Source organism: Pseudoalteromonas sp. MelDa3, assembly GCF_002863625.1.
Classification (GTDB): domain Bacteria; phylum Pseudomonadota; class Gammaproteobacteria; order Enterobacterales; family Alteromonadaceae; genus Pseudoalteromonas; species Pseudoalteromonas arctica.
In genome coordinates, this window is sequence record NZ_PJBR01000092.1 from 1 (window position 1) to 17,156 (window position 17,156).

Annotated in this window: 16 protein-coding genes; 4 read left to right on the plus strand and 12 right to left on the minus strand. The window is 39.4% G+C overall.

Going from position 1 to position 17,156, the window contains the following annotated elements; all coding sequences use genetic code 11:
* The 3 genes from CXF89_RS15350 to CXF89_RS15360 form a co-directional block, all read right to left on the minus strand.
* A partial coding sequence (locus CXF89_RS15350) for an L-dopachrome tautomerase-related protein (protein WP_257983229.1) occupies positions 1 to 563 on the minus strand: 563 nt, incomplete at its 3' end.
* Between the two features lie 212 nt (positions 564 to 775).
* Positions 776 to 1,066: a putative quinol monooxygenase gene (locus CXF89_RS15355; protein WP_007375818.1), complete on the minus strand. Its 291-nt coding sequence runs from the start codon at positions 1,064 to 1,066 to the stop codon at positions 776 to 778.
* A gap of 27 nt (positions 1,067 to 1,093) precedes the next feature.
* Complete coding sequence (locus tag CXF89_RS15360; RefSeq protein WP_121955091.1) at positions 1,094 to 2,119, minus strand: zinc-binding alcohol dehydrogenase family protein; 1,026 nt, start codon at positions 2,117 to 2,119, stop codon at positions 1,094 to 1,096.
* A 133-nt stretch (positions 2,120 to 2,252) separates the two neighbouring features.
* Between CXF89_RS15360 and CXF89_RS15365 the strand changes: the two genes are divergently transcribed.
* Entirely contained in the window at positions 2,253 to 3,191 is a 939-nt protein-coding gene (locus tag CXF89_RS15365) for a LysR family transcriptional regulator (RefSeq protein WP_121955092.1), read from the plus strand.
* A 12-nt stretch (positions 3,192 to 3,203) separates the two neighbouring features.
* Here CXF89_RS15365 and CXF89_RS15370 read toward each other — a convergent pair whose 3' ends face one another.
* The 3 genes from CXF89_RS15370 to CXF89_RS15380 all read right to left on the minus strand — a co-directional run bounded on the left by CXF89_RS15370 (position 3,204) and on the right by CXF89_RS15380 (position 8,653).
* Complete coding sequence (locus CXF89_RS15370; protein WP_121955093.1) at positions 3,204 to 4,094, minus strand: dienelactone hydrolase family protein; 891 nt, start codon at positions 4,092 to 4,094, stop codon at positions 3,204 to 3,206.
* A gap of 228 nt (positions 4,095 to 4,322) precedes the next feature.
* On the minus strand, positions 4,323 to 7,472 hold the full coding sequence (locus CXF89_RS15375) for an efflux RND transporter permease subunit (RefSeq protein ID WP_121955094.1): 3,150 nt from the start codon (positions 7,470 to 7,472) through the stop codon (positions 4,323 to 4,325).
* Between the two features lie 2 nt (positions 7,473 to 7,474).
* Positions 7,475 to 8,653, minus strand: a complete 1,179-nt coding sequence (locus CXF89_RS15380) for an efflux RND transporter periplasmic adaptor subunit (protein ID WP_121955095.1) — start codon at positions 8,651 to 8,653, stop codon at positions 7,475 to 7,477.
* Between the two features lie 169 nt (positions 8,654 to 8,822).
* Here CXF89_RS15380 and CXF89_RS15385 point away from each other — a divergent pair, with 169 nt between their 5' ends.
* Both CXF89_RS15385 and CXF89_RS15390 read left to right on the plus strand, forming a co-directional pair.
* Positions 8,823 to 9,086, plus strand: a complete 264-nt coding sequence (locus tag CXF89_RS15385) for a YkgJ family cysteine cluster protein (protein WP_024612699.1) — start codon at positions 8,823 to 8,825, stop codon at positions 9,084 to 9,086.
* Positions 9,087 to 9,290: 204 nt separating this feature from the next.
* A complete protein-coding gene (locus CXF89_RS15390; RefSeq protein ID WP_007581896.1) occupies positions 9,291 to 9,761 on the plus strand; it encodes a hypothetical protein in 471 nt (156 codons plus the stop codon).
* A gap of 108 nt (positions 9,762 to 9,869) precedes the next feature.
* On the opposite strand, the gene CXF89_RS15395 is transcribed toward CXF89_RS15390, so the two are convergent.
* Positions 9,870 to 11,735: a TonB-dependent receptor plug domain-containing protein gene (locus tag CXF89_RS15395; RefSeq protein WP_121955096.1), complete on the minus strand. Its 1,866-nt coding sequence runs from the start codon at positions 11,733 to 11,735 to the stop codon at positions 9,870 to 9,872.
* Between the two features lie 187 nt (positions 11,736 to 11,922).
* Here CXF89_RS15395 and CXF89_RS15400 point away from each other — a divergent pair, with 187 nt between their 5' ends.
* On the plus strand, positions 11,923 to 12,414 hold the full coding sequence (locus tag CXF89_RS15400) for a peptide-methionine (S)-S-oxide reductase (RefSeq protein ID WP_121955097.1): 492 nt from the start codon (positions 11,923 to 11,925) through the stop codon (positions 12,412 to 12,414).
* A 6-nt stretch (positions 12,415 to 12,420) separates the two neighbouring features.
* Here CXF89_RS15400 and CXF89_RS21220 read toward each other — a convergent pair whose 3' ends face one another.
* The 5 genes from CXF89_RS21220 to CXF89_RS15425 form a co-directional block, all read right to left on the minus strand.
* Positions 12,421 to 12,786, minus strand: coding sequence for a hypothetical protein (locus CXF89_RS21220; RefSeq protein ID WP_121955098.1), 366 nt, complete (start codon positions 12,784 to 12,786; stop codon positions 12,421 to 12,423).
* Positions 12,770 to 13,066: a hypothetical protein gene (locus CXF89_RS15410; protein ID WP_121955099.1), complete on the minus strand. Its 297-nt coding sequence runs from the start codon at positions 13,064 to 13,066 to the stop codon at positions 12,770 to 12,772. Before CXF89_RS15410 ends, CXF89_RS21220 begins: the two co-directional genes overlap by 17 nt.
* Before the next feature lies 1 nt (position 13,067).
* On the minus strand, positions 13,068 to 13,943 hold the full coding sequence (locus tag CXF89_RS15415; protein ID WP_121955100.1) for a formylglycine-generating enzyme family protein: 876 nt from the start codon (positions 13,941 to 13,943) through the stop codon (positions 13,068 to 13,070).
* A gap of 399 nt (positions 13,944 to 14,342) precedes the next feature.
* Positions 14,343 to 14,894 carry a DUF4136 domain-containing protein gene (locus CXF89_RS15420; RefSeq protein WP_008134542.1) on the minus strand — a complete coding sequence of 184 codons (552 nt, stop codon included), beginning with the start codon at positions 14,892 to 14,894 and terminating at the stop codon, positions 14,343 to 14,345.
* 108 nt (positions 14,895 to 15,002) lie between these two features.
* Positions 15,003 to 17,156, minus strand: a 2,154-nt coding sequence (locus tag CXF89_RS15425) for an ATPase (protein ID WP_121955101.1), incomplete at its 5' end; no start/stop codon positions are given.

The following is a 17,156-nucleotide window of genomic DNA, read 5'->3' on the forward strand; positions in this document are numbered from 1 at the left end:
CCTGTGTTTAAATCAACCACAATAAAGGCGGGCTTGGTTGCGCCCATAAAATTACCAAATGACATATCAGCTATGTAAATTTTGTTATTAAGTTCATCAATCACAAAGTCTTGTAAAAATGAATTAGCAAGTACCGCTGATTTATTTAGTTTTATTGTGTTTACTAAGTTGTTATTTACGCTATCCCAAGCAATAAGTTTAGGGGCTACTTTTTCGCTCCCCATATCTAAAATCCACACAACGCCTTTACTGTCGCTGTGAATGCCGATAACTGCCGCAAGGCCTACCTCGCCAATTTCTGGGCCGTCTGCCCAATCGATAGTTGGGAATGGTTGCTGTACGCCATTAACCATAATTTCAACAACGCGTGTTTTTGGGTTATCTAGCGGATGCATACTTACTAGCATCCTGCCTGCCGGTGTAATCGTAATACCTGCACCGCGATATTTAGTAAACGTAGTGACGGTTTCAAGTGGGCCGACTTCTAAGGCGTTAGCATTTGTTAAGGCGCTTGCTACTAGTGAAAGCGTTGCTATGGCTAAAGTACTTTTAAATTTTTTCATTTTTTGCTACTCGCAGTATTTGTCTGAATTTGAAGTGGTATAAATCACTTGCTCATTTATGAGCAGCTTTATTACTTGAGTGAATAATAAGCGGATATTGAAAGGTAATAAACAGCGTAATAATTGAATCTTTATCAAATAATAATAGATAATAAAAATAACGAATAAAAAAACACCAATCTAAATTGGTGTTTTTATTAAAATCGCCACTTTTAACGAATAGCGGTTAGTTCATTAATAGTAAAAGATGCAATGCAGCCTTCAACTTTTGCTAAGTAGTTTTTGATGCTTTGTGCTTCCATATGTTGTTGCCATAGTTCATAACTTTGCCAGTTCTCATAAAACACAAAGTGAGCATCATCTTGATTATTTTGATGCAAGGTATATGTAACACACCCAGGCTCTTTTTGTGTTTGTTCAACAAGCAATAAAAGTGCACTTTTTACCGTGTCTATTTTATCGGTGTTAGCAAAAATATTAGCGATTATAGTAAGCTGAGTCATAACTTCCCTTATAATGAAAAATGGTATTTAAAAGCCTTCAAGTACAATTTTACCGATTGATTTACCCGCTTCTAGCTCTTCGTGAGCAATACGTAAATTGGCCGCATTTATAGTGCCTAAGTTTTTACCAATCGTGGTTTGAATGTAGCCTTGGTCAATCAAATCGGCAACATGATTTAATAACTTACTTTGCTCAATTAAATCTTTGGCATTAAACATTGAGCGGGCAAACATAAATTCCCAATGTAGAGATAAGCTCTTCATTTTTAATTTGCTTACATCTAATGACTCAGGATCGTCAATCATTGCAATTTTACCAAATGGTGCAAGTACCTCTGTATACGCTTCAAAGTAAGTATCAGTACTATGCAGGCTTGCCACATGTGTTACCGAGCCAATGTTTAATGCGTCAATTTGAGCAGGTAATGGTTTTGTATGGTCAATGACATAATCTGCGCCTAGTTTTTTAACCCATGCTTGCGAGCTTTCACGCGATGCCGTGGCAATCACCGTTGCGCCAGTAATCGCTTTAGCAAGCTGAATAAAAATAGAGCCAACGCCGCCTGCGGCACCTGTTACTAAAATAACTTCGTCTGATTTTGTTTTTGCATCAGCTGCTTGTTTTACAATGTTTAAATGCTCAAATAATAATTCGTACGCTGTTATTGCAGTAAGTGGTAATGCAGCAGCTTCAGCATCGTTTAAGCTCTGCGGTTTAAACCCTACAATGCGCTCATCCACTAATTGAAATTCTGCATTACTACCTGGGCGAGTAATATCACCTGCGTAATAAACCGCATCACCTGGTTTAAAGCCTGTAACAGCTTCACCTGTTGCAACCACTTCGCCAACTGCATCCCAACCAATTACTTTTACTTCACCGTTTGTTGGTGGCATATATAGGCGCACTTTATAATCGGCAGGGTTAACAGCAATAGCCTTAACTTTTATAAGTAAATCGCGACCTGTTGCAATTGGCTGTGGTAGCTCAACATCAATTAGCGACTCAGGGTTTGAAACAGGAAGTGATTGTGTATAACCAATGGCTTTCATAATAAATGTCCTAATTTGTTTACGTATAAGATGCAAGCCATGCTTTGGCTAGCTGATGGATATATAGTAGACCTTGCTTTAATGTAAATAAACCGCATAATCGTTGAATCATTATCAAATATAAATAGATAATATGAACATAGAAGATTTAAAACTTATTTTAAAAGTAGCTGAGTTTAGAAGTATTACGCTCGCAGCTGCTAAGTTAGATATGCGTACAGCCACAGCAAGCGCCGCTATTAAACGCGTGGAGTCAGCGCTAGGTAGCGAGCTTTTTGTTCGTACAACACGTCATTTGAGGTTGTCGGCTGCTGGGGAGCGCTACATACCACAATGTGAACAGGCTCTAGCAGTGCTTGAACTCGCAAAGCAAAATCTAAAAGGCGAACACGGCGAGGTAGAAGGAAGGCTGCGTGTTGCACTTTCATCTGATTTAGGACGTAACTTGGTGATCCCATGGATTGATGAACTCATGGATAGTTACCCTAAATTAAGTTTAAGAGTGCATATAAGTGATAGTAATATCGACTTTTATCGCGATTCAGTTGATATAGCACTTCGTTATGGCTCGCCTAATGATGCAAGCGTTTATGGTTTTAAAATTTGTAACGTACCGCGCTTGTTGTGTGCTAGCGAAGAATACCTGCTACAAAATGGAAGCCCTGTGCATCCCGATGATTTAGCGTCGCATCAAGGTTTGTTTTATCAGTTGCAGGATATTATAAATAATACGTGGGAATTTAGTGATGGTGAGTCAAAATATAAAGTTAAAATGGATGGCAGGCGCGCCTCAAACGATGGCGATTTAGTCAGGCGTTGGTGCGTTGCGGGTAAGGGCTTAGCTGTAAAGTCGGCTCTTGATATGGCCGACGATTTACTCAATGACAGAGTGGTTACTGTAATGCCAAATTATCAACATGTTAATGGTGAACTTTGGCTTATTTGCCCAAGTAGGCAGTCAATAACCCCAGCGGTGCGTTTACTACGTGATGCATGCAGAGCAAAATCCCAAGCTATTTTGCAGCAGTTGGTCAATAAAGGAATTATTGATAAAAGCGTATTAAAGGATTAATACGCAATCAGATCAACTTAGCTTTTTATTAAAAAACTCAACGGTACGTTGCCATGCAAGCTCGGCATTGTCTTTATCATATCGACCTGTCGAGTCGTTATGAAATCCATGATTTGCCCCTTTATACATATGCATAGTGTATTCAACATTATTAGCTTTTAAATCTTGTTCGTACTGTGGCCACGACGCGTTTACACGTTTATCCAGCTCGCCCAATTGAATCATTAATGGTGCTTTAATGTTTTTACGTAAACTTTCGCTGGCGGTAGTACCGTAAAAAGGCACTCCGGCGCTGATTAAATTACTATCTACTGCCGCTAAATAATTAACAATGTAGCCGCCAAAACAAAAACCAACAGCGCCTAATTTACCGTTACTGTTAGCATGCGATTTTAAAAAGTGCGCTGCGGCAACAAAATCGTTTTGAATTTTAGCGCGATCCATGGTTTTTTGCATAGCGCGTCCTTCATCATCATTACCAGGGTAGCCACCCAGTGGAAATAGCGCATCGGGTGCAAATGCAATAAAGCCTACCTTCGCTAAGCGTCTTGCTACATCCTTTACGTATGGGTTTAATCCACGGTTTTCGTGTATCACAAGAACAACAGGAAGCTTACCTTCTATGTTTTTAGGGGTTGCTAAGTAACCTTTGCCTTTACCGTGCCCGTCTGGCGAATCGAATTCTTCGTATGTTGCTTTAATATCATCGTCATTAAACGATACTTGTTCAGCAAGTGCATAGTTAGGTAATAATGCTGATGTAAGTACAGCCATCGAAAAGCCAAGAGCAGCAAGGCCACCGAGTTTTTTCATAAAAGTACGTCGGTCCATTAAACCGTGGGCGTATTCGTCATACCAATCAAAGGCTTCTTGAGGAATGTGATCAGAGGGAGATGTATTCATGGCTGTTCCTTAACTTTATTATGTCTATTTATTATTTAAATACCATAACGTATTAGGGATAAAAAACGAGCAATATTTCTCTCAATTATTAGGGGGGTTAATAAATCCTGCTTGTTAAACAATGGGTAGTAGAGGCAGTATTAGCAAATAGGTGAATATCATTTTTAAGCTAAAAATAAAAAGCTCGGCATAATATGCCGAGCTTTTTTGGTTGGGATGTTACTTAATTTAGCTGTGAGTAGGCGCTGGTTGGGCATCTACTAGTGGTGGCTTGCCACGCATTTTACGTACTAATCGTTTAGCATCTTCTAGTGCAACATACTGGCACGGTATAAGTATCAGTGTAATTACTGTGGCAAATAACACACCAAAAGCAAGTGATACAGCCATTGGGATAACAATTTTAGCTTGTAAACTCGTTTCAAAAATAATTGGCATTACACCAATAAAGGTAGTGATTGAGGTGAGTAATATTGCTCTAAAGCGACGAGCACCGGCTTGCATTACAGCATCCTTAATTGCAACACCTTCAGCTCGGGCTTTGTTTACAAAATCAACCATAACGAGGGAATCATTTACAACCACACCCGCTACAGCAATAATGCCAAACATAGATAAGCTACTCATGGTCATACCTAAAATCATATGGCCAAACATAGCGCCCACTACACCAAACGGAATAACCGACATTATAATAAGTGGCTGCGAGTAAGAGCGAAGCGGAATCGCTAACAAGGCAAATATAATCATCATTGATATACCAAAGTCACGAAGCTGCTCTGAAGCGCTATCCATCTCTTCTTGAATGCGCCCAGCTACATCACTTGTAACACCAGGGTAGCTTTTAAGTAATGATGGTAAGTATTCATCGCGAATTTCCTCAGCAATCGCAAATGGTTCGGCTTTGTCGGTATTTACCGCAGCCCAAACGTTAACTGTACGTTTAGAGTTTTCGCGACGAATACGGTTTACACCGTCAACCAATTTAACTTCGGCTATTTCGCTAAGCGGTACTTCAGCGCCAGTAGGTGTAATAATACGCACACTTGCTATGTCGCTGATTGAATTACGTTCGTCTTCTGGGTAGCGGATCATAACTTTAATTTCTTCGCCTTCACGCAATATTCGCTGCGCTTCTAAGCCGTAGTAACTAAAGCTAACTTGCGATGCGACATCAGCAAGCGTTAAACCCATGCTATAAGCGAGTGGTTTTAAATCAAGTTGCACTTCGTCGGTAGCACTTTGCATTGAGTCGTTTACGTCGCCAACACCTTCCATTGTTTGTAATTTAGCTTTTAATTTACCAGCCACTTCTTTTAGCTCGTCAGCATTTTTGCCTTCAAGTTTAAAGCTAACGTCGCCATCATCTCGACCGCCATTCATTATACTGTCTTGAATGGTCATAGTTTTAACGCCAGGTAAAGCGGGCATTTGCTCGCGCCATAATGCACTTAGGGCAAAGGTGTCGATAGGGCGTAAATCGGGCTCTACCAAAATAGCCATAATATTTGCTTGCGTTCGTCCGCGCAGGCTTACCGATAAGTCACGGATCATTGGTTTACCGTATTGTTCTTTTAGTTGCTGATCGACCTTTAACAACACGCTTTCTATTTTACGTGCGGTTTCAAGCGTTGCTTGCTCAGATGAGGCAAGGTTCATTTCTATATCAATACGTGGAAAGTCGTGCGGTATTTTTGGGTTTGGTACAAACTTAACTAAACCACCTGCAAACATACCTGCGCTTACAATAAGCAAACACATAAAGCCAACAATTACGGTATAGCGATAGTGAATACAGCGGCTAACAAAAGGAAGGTAGTAGTTATTCACAAAGCCTTTTAAACCACTATCAATTACCATACGTAAGCGATGTAATGGATTTTTAGGGTTTGGTTTACGCGGGTTCATTGCTGCAATGTGTGCAGGTAAAATAAGTTTTGATTCAATGAGTGAAAAAATCAAACATAAAATAATAACGCCACCAATGGCCTTAGAAAAAGCAGCACCAGGGCCGGTTGCGAGTGTTTGTGGTAAAAATGCAGCAATGGTAGTTAGTACACCAAAGGTTGCTGGCATCGCAACACGTTTAACACCGCGTACTACGTTATCAAGTGTATGACCGTATTTTTCTATTTCGGCACTGGCTGATTCGCCCACAACTATGGCGTCATCAACAACAATCCCGAGCACAAGTATAAAAGCAAAGAGTGAGGCTAGGTTAATTGTTACATCTAAAAAGCCAATGGGCATAAACAAAAAGGCGCCTAGAAAAGACACCGGTAAACCCATCATTACCCAAAATGCTAAGCGTAGTGGTAAAAATAGTGCCAGTACTATCATTACTAACAAGCCACCCCAAATCATGTTATCGACCATCATATCAAGTCGACCTTCAAGGTAGTAAGTTAAATCAACAATAGGGGATAGCTTAACACCTGCTGGTAAAAGTGGCTCTTTAGTTGCCATGTAGCTTTTAAGTACTTTTGCTACATCGGTAATGTCTTGATCTTTTGATGCGTTAACTTCAAACGAGAGTGAGTTTTTACCATTGTATTTTGAATATTGTAGACCTTCTTCAAAGCCATCGTTAATGGTTGCTACATCGCCTAAATAAATTTGTGCGCCATCAGCAAGGGTAATAAGGGGGAGTTTTTCAAACTCAAAACCGCGGTAGGCTTGTTTTTCAACACGCATCGAAATATAACCATTTTCAGAGCGTATTTGCCCCGCCGACATATTGGCCGAAAAGTTTTGCACCGCGCCTGCAATATCTCTAAATGTTAATCCGTACTCGCGTAGTTTATCAGGGCTGACTTCTATGCCAATTTCGTATTCTAAGCCGCCGTTAAAATTAACAAGGTTAACGTGAGGCAGCGCTTGAAGTTCATCTTTTATATCGTTGCCAAGCTCTTTTAACTGGTAGTTACTCATGTCGCCGTAAAGCGCGAGTATCATTACTTCTTGCTCAAACTTATCGCGGCGAACAACAGGGCGCTCCATCCCCGCAGGAAAGGTGTTTATTGAATCAACTTGTACTTTAATTTCATCAAGTACTTCTTGTGGATTGTATTGTTCTTCTATTTCAATCCACGCTTGGGAAAAACCACGGTTAGAGTAAGTAATTAGGCGTTTAATACCTTCAATACCTTCGAGGTTTTCTTCAACTTTTATGGTTATGCCTTCTTCAACCTCTTGCGGGGCAGCCCCTGGGTAAACTGCTTGTACGCTTATCCAGTTACTTTCAAATTGTGGGAACATTTGTTTGCGAATGGTCATCGCCATTAAAATACCGCCTACTAATATAAATATCATTAGTAGGTTGGCTGCAACGGGATTTCGGGCAAACCATGCTATTAACCCTGTTTCACGAGTATTCATGATTATTCCTCTTTCAACGCAAGTTGAGTTACATCAGTTTTATTAGGCACAATATCTTCAACTTTTACTGCCATACCTTCAGTAGGGTATTCGAGCGCTGAGGTAACAATTTGCTCGCCATTTTTCAATCCTTGGCTGGCTATAATCATGCCGTTTTGTTCGCGTATAATATTGAGGGTTTTAAACGACAATGTTAAATCGTCATTTAAAATGACAATTTTATTATCTTTAACTAAGTGGTGCGCAACAATAATTGCGTTATCAAGCGGGCGACCTTCAATGGTAGCGTTAATGTACGAACCAAAACGAAGAGGGCGTGTTTTGTCGCCATAAGGTGTTGCAAGTTGTGCTACCAAATAGCTCATGCGGCTTGTTTGATCAACCACACCTTCGGTGCGAATTACTTTGGCTTGCCACATTGTTTGCTTACCTGCGTATTCTGCGTTAAATGTAACATTTGAACCTACGCCGCCATTTTTTAAATATTGTAGTTCTTGGTCGGCAACGGGTAAACGTACCTCTGCAACTGAGGTTGCACTCAATGCACCAAAACTATTACCTGGGTTTACTACTGAACCCAAGCTAATTGTGCGTTCATTAATAATGGCATCGTATGGGGCTTTAATATAAGTACGTTCAAGATTGCGGCTAGCACGTTTAACACTTGCTTGAGCAGAGCGGTAACGCGCTAGTTTTTCGGCCAGTTGTGGTTTACGTAAATAAAGTTCTGAGGCAATAGCTTCGCTTGAGTCCGATTTAATACGCTCCCATTCAGCTTTTGCTACATGTGCTTGTGCGCGTTCTATTTCAAGTGCTGAGCTTGCTTGTGCTAAACCTGCTTGCGCTTCAATAAAGTCTGCCTCGTAATCATTTGCATCAATTCGTGCTAAAATATCGCCTTGCTTTACAAACGCGCCTTCAACAAATTGATCTGATACCGAAATAACTTGCCCACTAACTTGTGCTATCAGCTCGGTACGGTCCTTTGGTTTAACAATGCCGTACGATTTAACATCGAGCGTTATAGAATCTAAAAGTATGCTTTGTGTTGCAACTAAAGGGCGTAAATCTTGCTCTGGCTTTTCTTCGGGTGGTTTTTTCATTGCCATAAAGGCGAAAGCTAAAGCAATACCGCCTGCTAAAACAGCAATTGGGAGTATTATTTGTTTTGTAGTAGCCACAAGGCATTCCTTCATAATTGGTGGTGACAGAGCAATAATACGCAATAAAGTGTTTACAAGGCGTTTTAAGATGTAACAAAGCATTACATACGTACATTACAACTCAACATGCGGCTAATTACGTTCCTAAAAAGGAATTAAAGTAAGTGTGTTTTATTCAGAGGATATTATGAAAACCGAATCGATGAGTTGCAGGCTAGGCTGCGGCGCATGTTGTATTGCGCCAAGTATTAGTTCGCCTATTCCAGGTATGCCAAATGGTAAAAAGGCCGGAGAGCGCTGTATTCAGCTAGACGAACGTAATTTATGTAAGTTATTTGGTGATTCAAGCCGACCTAAAGTATGTAGTGATTTTAGCGCCACATTTGATGTGTGCGGGTCAACAAATGCACAAGCTTTAGCACTTATTACAGAGCTTGAAGAGCTAACTTAATCCTCGTTTTTAATACACATCTATTTACAATATATTATTAATAAAAATCTTCATAAGGTTATTAAAAGCAGTCGTTAATTTATTTAATGGCGAAATATTAGACATATTTAACTTTGTTGCTAATATAGGAAATTGTAAGATACTTTTTATAAATCTCATTTATAGGTGATTTCGTTCAATCTTAATTTTTAAAAGGAAAGAAAAATGAAAAATTTACTTACAGCATTTACATTAGGTGTGACTTTATTAGGTTGTTCAAACTTACCCATTAAAACCGATATTAAAGAAGACCATTTTAGACTCGAAAACTTTAAAAGAGAGCAGGGAGTAGATCTAGAATATGTCCACTTGATGTGCTTTAACAAAAAACCTACACAATGGGCTGAACCAAAGCAGTATATCAGTGGTGAGCATGATTTATGGGTAAAGGCGAGTGTTTCAAACCCTGATGTTTTAAATAGTCAAAAAGAAGCTTTTGTTAATTTTAACGTTAATTTAGATTCTGATAAAAGCTATATGCTAAATAGAAAAAGGGAAGGGGATAAGATATCAATCTGGATACAAGAAGTTGAAACCGGTACGGTTGTTTCGCAGGTTCTTACAGATGAGCTTAGTCGCCCTTTACAAATTGATAATGAGCTAAGAAAAAGACAATGTCGTTCTGGTTCAATATAAGCTGAGTAATCAAAGCTCTTAATATTTAGTATGTCGTTTATTCTTTGCTAAATATTTATTCAAAGACCTGTTTTAAATAAACAGGTCTTTGAATGTGATAGCTCAATTCTACCAACGATACGTTGCGCTTAACGTATATTGCTCACCTCGCCCTGGTGTACCAGGTATCTCTTCAAACGATTCACCCCATAGGTTATCTGCTGCTAAAGTAATAAATAAGTTTTTTAGCATTGGCGGCGTAATTTTTAACGTTAAATGAGTAAATAAAGCATCGTCGTCACTACCGCGCAGCGCATTTTCGTGCTGTTTGCGCCACTCGTTATCTATTCTAAACTGCAATATATCAGTAGGATTCCAAATTGCGCCGAGTGTTAGGCGGTGATCAGGAAAGTTTAATGCGTAAAAGCTAGCATCAATATCTGCCGCACCGTAATTTTCTGATTTATGAAGGTAGGTGTAACTCGCTACAATTTCGGTTGTTTCAAAGTGTTTAGTTGCTAAGAACTCAATGCCCGTCGTATTTATATCTACAGGGTTTGCAAAGCGCGCTGAGCTTGAATCAAAATTAAACGTCCAATCGGTTAAGTTGTCATCTTTGCGATAAAAAATAGCCGAATTAAGTTGCCAAGTTTGCTCATCAACTAATAAACCTAGCTCTAGGCTTTTAGTCGTTTCGCGCTCAAGGGTGTAATTACTTCTAAATAACCCGCCTGAATCACTTCCACCAATCGCGGTATAGCCTGCTACTTGGCTTGCCTCTGCGTACGATAAATAAAACGTGCGCTCAAAACCTTTGCTGTTTTGTGTATTAAGCGTTACATCACCAATAAGTGACAGTTCTGAGTCGTCTCTATTTGTATCGTCAAACGCAGCACCTAAACGAAATGTAAGTTGTTTATTATCCTCAAGCGCCATTTTGTATTCAGGCAATACGCTTAATTTATAATACTTACGAGAGGTAAAGTTGTTTTCAAGCGTGGTAGATTCAATTGAGTCGTCAATAAACTGTGCTGAATAATTTACAGCAAATACATCGCTTTGAGCATGATGCCCCGATAGCGCTAACGACTTAACTTCACTTTTGTGAAACGCTTCAAAAGCGCTTGGATTTTCGCGAGAGTAAATATAATGATCGTCGTGTGTGCGGTAATATGCCGACACTTCAAAGTTACTATCCTGTGCATAATTTTGCTTATGGTTTAGCATTAATAAGCGGGTTTCTAGCTCTTCTGTTTCGTTAACGCCAAATGGTGTGTACAAATTTGGCCAACCAAAAAACTTATCTTGTGAGCCAAAAAATAAATCTGTTTGAGAATCAGCGCTAGCTAATTGAACGCGACCCGATGCACGCGTAAAGTCGTGATCGCCGTTATCAATAGTGCCATCGCTTTGTGAGTGAGAAATCTCGCCCTCAAAACCAAGCTTCCAATCCTTTGCGCCTTCAAGGGGCATACTTACACCTGCATGTAAGCTTTGTAAGTTAAAATCGTTTGTGCCAGTACCTACCGATACACTGCCGCCCGTGCTAATTGGTTTCCAGCCAAACGATACAGTGCCTACAGAGCTATTAGCCCCATTAAGCGCGTTGTCTGCGCCTGTTAAAATATAAGGGCCGGTAAGCATTTGCGGTGCAATAGGAATTTCAGCAAAGTAATGCCCAGATTGTGGGTCAAGTAAAGTAGCACTGCCAACCCTAAAGCCAGTGTTTTCAAAAATACCACCGCGTATAGTTACATCGGCTTGCGCTTCAGCCATATTACGTGATTGCAAATCAACACGTGGGTCATACTCTAAATTAGATATTGGAGAGTCAAATGTACCTACAGGTAATGTGTTTGCAGTGGGAGATGCCTCAACTGTTATTTTTTCGATTGCCGGTGATGTTTCAGTTTTATCAGTTACAGCTTCGCCGTAGGCAAAACTGCTCACGCTGCATAGCAGTGCAGGGAGTATAAAGTGCGGTGACCATTTCATGTTGTGTGTCTCATTTTTTATATGCAATTACGGTAACAATTAAATTCAGAACACACTTTTAAGGCGTGATAAAATAATTCAATTAAACAACTGCGATTTTGGCGCGATTGTACATTAATTCATTAAAAACTGCATTTGATTATCATTTGCAACGTTAATGCATCTAACAAACTTGGTCACATTTATTATGAATATAAAACAGCAAGATACTATTTACTTTGCAGGTGGCTGCCTGTGGGGCGTGCAAGAGTTTTTAAAGCACTTACCTGGTGTAATAAGTACTGAAGCAGGGCGGGCTAATGGAAAAAACGATAATACACAAGGCGAATACGACGGTTATGCTGAGTGTGTAAAAGTAATATTTAGTACAAAAGCGGTTAGCTTAAACGAGCTGTTTGGCTTCTTTTTTGAGATTATTGATCCGTATAGCGTTAACAAACAAGGGGATGACGTAGGCCCTAAATATCGCACTGCCATTTATAGCAAAAGCCAAGATCATTTAAAGGTCGCTAGCAATTATATAAGCCAGCGAAGTGATGCTGATAAAATTGTGGTAGGGGTAGAGCTGCTAACTAACTATGTGCCAAGCGATCCTGAGCATCAAGACCGTTTAACTAATCATCCTGATGACTATTGCCATATACCCTTTGAGTTGTTGTACAAGTATAAAACGAGTTAATTAAAACTATTGTTTATTTTTTCTTTGAACTTTTTTGTTTAGCTTTTTCTCTTTTTTACGAGGGAACATATCTCTACTTAAATAAGGTAGCACTAAAAAAAAGATCCCACCCCCTAAGTAAAAAAGAAGGTTAAAAAGATAAGAAAATGGAGAGGTCGATAAAAAATAAACATCAGATTCAACTCGATAATCTGTTGGTGTAAGAACATATCCGTCGTATATAGATTTTACTGCGATTATTATAAGTAATAACCCTAAAGCAAAAGAAAACAAAGAGAATGCTATTCGATTTAACAGCATTCTAGTATTACTAATATTAGCGTGTTTTATTTTTGGCTTCTTTTTTGTTTTTTGATTATTTGACCGTTTCATGCTTACTAAAAAAAGTAATAATTATAGCTATAATAATTCCAACAAAGCCTACGGTTGAGAAAACTAAACTATGTTCACTTTTAATGCTGAAAATATTTAGCAGGCTAGTGATTAATAAAAGTAATATCCCAGCTGTTTTTAAAACTTCTTGCGCTTTGTTTAAACCAAACCATTCACAGCAAGAAGGGCATTGCTTTTTAATAAAAATTCCTTTTTTATTTATATTTTTTATATCCTTACTATCAACCTTACTTTTACAGTTAGGGCACGCAACTTTCATTTTAATTCTTTAATTCGTTTTTATTTATTTCTCTTAATACCCTAAAGCCGATTTCGTATCCTCGAACATTTTTCGGGATACTCATTCTCTGTGAATGATGTACATGTGGTTGTGGCATGAGCCAGCTTGCTCCTTTTGCAATTATCTGAGTACAAGCACCAGAATCATTTGCAGCAGTAGTGCCAGCTACATTGTTATGATTATCAACATAACAGTCTTCCACCCATTCAGATACATTAGAGGTAACGTCGTATAATCCAAAGGGGTTTGGCTTTAAAATACCTACTTGCCAAGGGTGCCCTAAATCAGAGCCTTTTGGGCAACCACCTAAGTCTCTATCGCAGTGGTCAATGCCTTGTACATAATCATTACCCCACCAAAACTTACTCGTTGTTCCAGCGCGAGCTGCATATTCCCACTCAACTTCGCTAGGTAAGCGATAAATATTGCTAGTCTCTTTGCTCAACCACTTTGTGTAAGCAACAGCATCAAACCAAGATATATTTACAACCGGTTGCTTACCGCGGCCCCAGCCGTCGTCGCTAGGGCATGACCTAATTCCGGTTTTACAAAACTGATCATATTGTGCAAAGGTAATCTCGGTTTCACTTAGTGCATAGCTTTCTTTTATTGTCGTTTTTAAAATAGGGGCTTCATCTTGAAACGAGCGAAAATTTTCACCGCCTATGGTCCCTGTACCTGGCGGTATTACTACCATTTTAGGTGATAGTTCACCGCTTTTAAGCTTATCTTGTATGTAACTGATTTTATGATTAGAGAGTTTAAAACTAGGCCAGCTAATATTAAAAAAGCCGATACAGAACCCAATCAAAACGACAATAACAATGAAATATTTAATTTTTAATCTAGGTAACATATATCACTCTGAAGTTATGCCAATAATATAGCTTGCTGAATTGCTGAATTGCTGATTTTATTATGTAAGCCATTTACGCTTGTGTACATGCTTGCTGATCCTTTAGCTAAATGTTGTTTTAGTTTAAAATCCATTTATAAAGATAAAGCTGCTAGAGCTAATTTAGGTAAGCTGAATTCCCTGATTATATGATAAATAATTAGAAGCTAAAGCTTCTCGCGCGAGCAAGCTTTGCGCCTACAAGATAAATTTAACTCGGTATTGTTGTAGACGTGCAGCTTGCTGACGTGACGGGCGTAGCTCGTAATTACTTTATTTTAAAAGTTCCAAAAATACACACCCACAAAAAAGCTCACGTACTGTGAGCTCTTTTAAAACTTACTTATAGCTAATTTTAACTTACTGCTGCTTTTGCGGCGGGAAGTTACTTAAAATTTCGCTCACTGTTTTATTAATTGATGCTTCACGTTGTTCTGGCGATTGATTTTTCTTTAATCGACCTTCTTTTGCGCCGCGCCATACTAGCTGGTTAGATTCACGGTCTACAATATCAATAATCAGTGTACCCACTTCGTATTCACGCGCAGTTGTATCGCGTTGAAAACCAGTACCCCAATAACCCCAATGCGGGCGGTAGTTTATATTGAAGTTGTCTACTTCAAGCTCTTTATCTACCGATGCATGATAGTTAACAAGTACATCAGCTTGCGCTGCATCAACTAAACTCATACCTAGTGTTTGGCTCAATTCTGCATTAACGGCAGTGCGAACACGCTTTTCCATTAGGCCATTAATTTGATAGTTATTTGTGTCTTTAGTTAGGCTGGCGTTTTCTACCCAAGCAAATGTTTTAAAATTACTAAAGTTAGCTGATTTATCGTAATCCCAATCTGGGGTTTGTGTACAGGCTGTAAGAAGTGCTAGCGCTGCAACAATAAGTATATTTTTCATTACGTTTGCTCCAATAAAATGCATTAATTTAAAATAACACACATAGTTTAAATGTGTATTATTTAAACGTCCTATATTTTAGTTTAGTTGGTTTGCCTTAACGGCCAATTAATTGTGTTCAACTTCAATCCAATCTTTTTCATCTACCCAGTTTTGTGCACCGTCTTTTACCGAGCGAATAGGCACAATGTAGTCACAACTTATTTGTGGTTTAACTGAGGCAAATATAGGCACAAAACCAAAGCTTAGTGCGGTTTCTATAATTGCTTTTTGATTTTGTGGGTCAATGTCGGCCGCTTCATCTATGTAAATAGGTATACGGTATAGGTTTTGTTCCTGGTCACTTAATAAGTAGCGAATAAACAACATGCCACACAATAACTTAATCGTAATACGTGTGCCGTTTGAACCCGCCGAATCTATTTTTTCAAAGTGCTCTGTTTCACCTGCGCGGTTAACCACTTCAAATCGAATATCAAATAAATCGGTAAGTGTTAAGCCCGCTTTATCTGAGGCGAGTTTAATTAAGTGATCTTTCGCTTCGTTTACCGCATTTTCGCTGTACGGTTCTTGGCTAAGTAAATCAAGCGTGTCACCTTGCTCAAACTGATGCGACGTGCTGATAATGGTATCTATACTATCAACCAGCATTTTGCGCGGTATTACGTTAATTTTAAACGCTTGCAGATTTGAAATACGGTGCTGGCTTATGCCTTTATTAAAGCTGTTCATTTCGCGGCGAAGTCGGTCTAAATCTTCTCGTAAGCCTTTAATAGTTGCAGCCACTTCGGTAAGCGCAACGCGTGCTTGGCGTTCAACCGCGTCGCGTTCGTTATCAATATTATGAAAGGCGCTTATTAGCTTTTGGTATTTAGTATATTCGTCGTTTTCGTTGTCGAATTTAGTAATACCCGCGTTATATACATGCAAATAGGTGTTGCGTACGTTTATGTCAAAATTACGCAGCTCTTGGCAGTCTTTATTAAAATGATGAACAAGGTCGCTTAAGTTATCAAAGTCGACTGTAATATCAATCATATACGGGGTTACTTTACCGCTGTATAAATCAAGCGTGTGGTCAATTCGCTCGCTTTTAACTTGGCGCAGACGCTCAGTTTGGCGATTAATTTGCTCTTGTTTTGATTTAATTAACGAGCGACGATCGGCAATTGAGCCACTATTTTTTTGAATGTCTTGCAGGTAGTCGTCAACTTGTTCGCGCTCAGCTAATAACTGCTCTTTTAGCATGGCTTGCGCTTCAACCGACTGCTGCATTATATCAAACTGCTCTAAGCGTTTTAGGGCGCTCTCTGCGCTCATAAGCTCATCGTATAACGCGTCTTTTTCTTTTTGCTTGTCGGCAACGTTTGCAGCAACATCGCGCTGTTGCTTAAACTCTTTAAGTGAATGCTCAAGTGCACTGAGCTGAGCGGTTAATTGCTCCTTGTTTTCGCCGCTTTGCATTTGCACAGGCGAGAGCTTTTTAAGCTTAATGCTTGCACCTGGCAGCGTTAGTACACCGCCTTTAACGTTTTCGCTAAGTAGCGATAAAAATTCACCAAACGCATCTTCGTCATCAATGGTTATATCGCCATTAGTGGTGGTTGCAAACGAGAGAATATCTGGGTTTAAAATCCGCGATATTTCTTCTACTTCTTTTAACGAGAGGTCTTCGCGCATGCGGGTAAACAAATTAAACTCAAGGTTTTTAAGTTGCAGCTTTAAGCTCTTAATTTGTTTTTGTGTTTCGCTAATGCGGTAGTCAAGCGTATGTAGGCTTTGCCCTTGTGCGCTGGTTATAGAGTGTGAAAGCGACTCGTAATCTTGCTTTAACTGAGTCAGGCTGGTTTTAAGGGTGGCTTTATTTACCAGTTCAAATTCGCTTTTAAGCGCATCGTAATCTAAAAACCACTGCTCAATTTGTGTTTGTCTGCGCTCTATGTCGCGCGATTGCTGTACGTATAGGCTTTGCTTTTGCTCAAACTCGTGTTTTTCGTGCTCTATATCTTCAAGCGCAATGCCCAACTCATTAAGTTGCGATTCTTGATAGGTATCAAAATCAATTAGTGCTTGGTCAATTTTAGGCGCATACGCGGCTAATTTACCTTTAAGCACGGTTTGGTTTTCAAGCATTGATTCAAGCGCGGCTATTGGCTCTTGCATTGACTCAAGGGCTTTTAATTCGCATTTTGAGCGGTTTACTTTATCAAACGAGCGACGCCATACTTCATAAAAGTCGACCTTAGAGTTCGACATATGGCG